Genomic DNA, 2,333 nt, shown 5'->3' with positions numbered 1-2,333 from the left:
TTAGTCCACAGCAGTCATCAATAACAAAGGTGTGGGTATGAGCCAGGTCGATTCAAACGCAGGGGCCAGCGACATTCTGGTCAGCTTTCGTGGAGTGCAGAAGAGCTACGACGGCGAGAACCTGATCGTCAAAGACCTCAACCTGGACATTCGCAAAGGCGAATTCCTCACCTTGCTCGGCCCGTCCGGTTCGGGCAAGACCACCAGCCTGATGATGCTCGCCGGTTTCGAAACCCCGACCGCCGGCGAAATCCTCCTGGCCGGGCGTGCCATCAACAACGTGCCGCCACACAAGCGCGACATCGGCATGGTGTTCCAGAACTACGCACTGTTCCCGCACATGACCGTCGCCGAGAACCTGGCGTTCCCGCTGACCGTGCGCGGCTTGAACAAGAGCGATGTCAGCGACCGGGTCAAACGTGTCCTGAGCATGGTTCAGCTCGACGCCTTCGCCCAGCGCTATCCGGCGCAACTGTCCGGCGGTCAGCAACAGCGTGTGGCCCTGGCCCGTGCATTGGTGTTCGAACCGCAACTGGTGTTGATGGACGAACCCCTCGGCGCACTCGACAAGCAACTGCGCGAACACATGCAGATGGAGATCAAGCACCTGCACCAGCGCCTCGGCGTGACCGTGGTCTACGTGACCCACGACCAGGGCGAAGCCTTGACCATGTCCGACCGCGTGGCCGTGTTCCATCAGGGCGAAATCCAGCAGATCGCCCCGCCGCGCAGCCTCTACGAAGAACCGAAAAACACCTTCGTCGCCAACTTCATCGGCGAGAACAATCGCCTCAACGGCCGCCTTCACAGTCAGACCGGCGACCGCTGCATCGTCGAACTCGGTCGCGGTGAAAAGGTTGAAGCGCTGGCCGTCAACGTCGGCAAGACCGGCGAGCCCGTCACGCTGTCGATTCGTCCGGAGCGCGTGAGCCTCAATGGTTCGAGCGAGTCCTGCGTCAACCGCTTCTCAGGGAGGGTGGCGGAATTCATCTATCTGGGCGACCACGTCCGGGTTCGCCTGGAAGTCTGCGGCAAGACCGACTTCTTCGTGAAACAACCGATTGCCGAGCTCGATCCCGCGCTGGCTGTCGGCGACGTGGTACCGCTTGGCTGGCAGGTCGAACACGTTCGCGCGCTCGACCCACTTTTAGAGGCGAACTGATCGCCCCCCTGCTTCAACCAACCCTGCACGTGGAGAGAACAATAAATGTTGAGATCCCTGAAATTCACCGCCCTGGTCATGGGCATGATTGGTGCGGCACACGCGATGGCGGCGGGCCCGGACCTGACCGTGGTGTCCTTTGGCGGGGCGAACAAGGCTGCGCAGGTCAAAGCCTTCTACGCACCGTGGGAAGCGGCGGGTAACGGCAAGATCGTCGCCGGCGAATACAACGGTGAAATGGCCAAGGTCAAAGCCATGGTCGACACCAAGAGCGTGTCCTGGGACCTGGTGGAAGTTGAATCGCCGGAATTGTCCCGTGGTTGCGACGAAGACATGTTCGAGCAACTCGACCCGGCGCTGTTCGGCAAGACCGAAGACTACGTCAAAGGCGCTATCCAGCCTTGCGGCGTGGGTTTCTTCGTGTGGTCGACCGTGTTGGCCTACAACGCCGACAAGCTGAAAAGCGCACCGACCAGCTGGGTGGATTTCTGGGACACCAAGAAATTCCCGGGCAAGCGTGGCCTGCGTAAAGGCGCCAAGTACACCCTGGAATTCGCTCTGATGGCCGACGGCGTTGCGCCGAAAGACGTCTACAAAGTGCTGGCCGGCAAAGACGGTCAGGACCGCGCATTCAAGAAACTCGATGAGCTCAAACCAAGCATTCAGTGGTGGGAAGCCGGCGCACAACCGCCGCAGTACCTCGCTTCCGGTGACGTGGTCATGAGCTCGGCCTACAACGGCCGGATCGCTGCCGTGCAGAAAGAAAGCAACCTGAAAGTCGTGTGGAACGGCGGTATCTACGACTTCGACGCATGGGCGATTCCAAAAGGTCTCGACAAGGCGCGTGCTGAAGCGGCGAAGAAATTCATCGCGTTCTCGGTGGCTCCGCAGCAGCAGAAGACCTACTCGGAAAACATCGCTTACGGCCCAGCCAACATTCAGGCCGTTCCGTTGCTGGCCAAGGATGTCCTGAAAGACATGCCGACCACCCCGGAAAACATCGCCAACCAGGTGCAGATCGACGTCAGCTTCTGGGCTGACAACGGCGAGCAACTGGAACAGCGCTTCAATTCCTGGGCTGCGAAGTAAGCAAGACCTGTGATGGTGGGCTTGCCCCACCCTGTGGGAGCGAGCCTGCTCGCGATGGCGTCTTCACATTCGATATTGATGC

Annotated in this window: 2 protein-coding genes; both read left to right on the top strand. The window is 60.1% G+C overall.

The annotated features are described in order from the left end of the window. Positions 1–37 precede the first annotated feature (37 nt). On the top strand, positions 38–1,162 hold the full coding sequence (locus Q7W83_RS25550; protein WP_150634275.1) for an ABC transporter ATP-binding protein: 1,125 nt from the start codon (positions 38–40) through the stop codon (positions 1,160–1,162). Positions 1,163–1,207: 45 nt separating this feature from the next. Continuing rightward, positions 1,208–2,251, top strand: coding sequence for an ABC transporter substrate-binding protein (locus Q7W83_RS25545; RefSeq protein WP_150634274.1), 1,044 nt, complete (start codon positions 1,208–1,210; stop codon positions 2,249–2,251). The last annotated feature ends 82 nt before the right edge of the window (positions 2,252–2,333 follow it).

The sequence above is a fragment of the Pseudomonas sp. 300 genome (assembly GCF_055803035.1).
Note: the sequence above shows the minus strand (reverse complement) of the source record. Positions and strands in the feature narration are given on the sequence as shown.

Coding starts and splice junctions, on each gene's coding strand:
- Q7W83_RS25545 (WP_150634274.1), top strand. CDS start 1,208: ATGTTGAGATCCCTGAAATTCACCGCCCTGGTCATGGGCATGATTGGT.
- Q7W83_RS25550 (WP_150634275.1), top strand. CDS start 38: ATGAGCCAGGTCGATTCAAACGCAGGGGCCAGCGACATTCTGGTCAGC.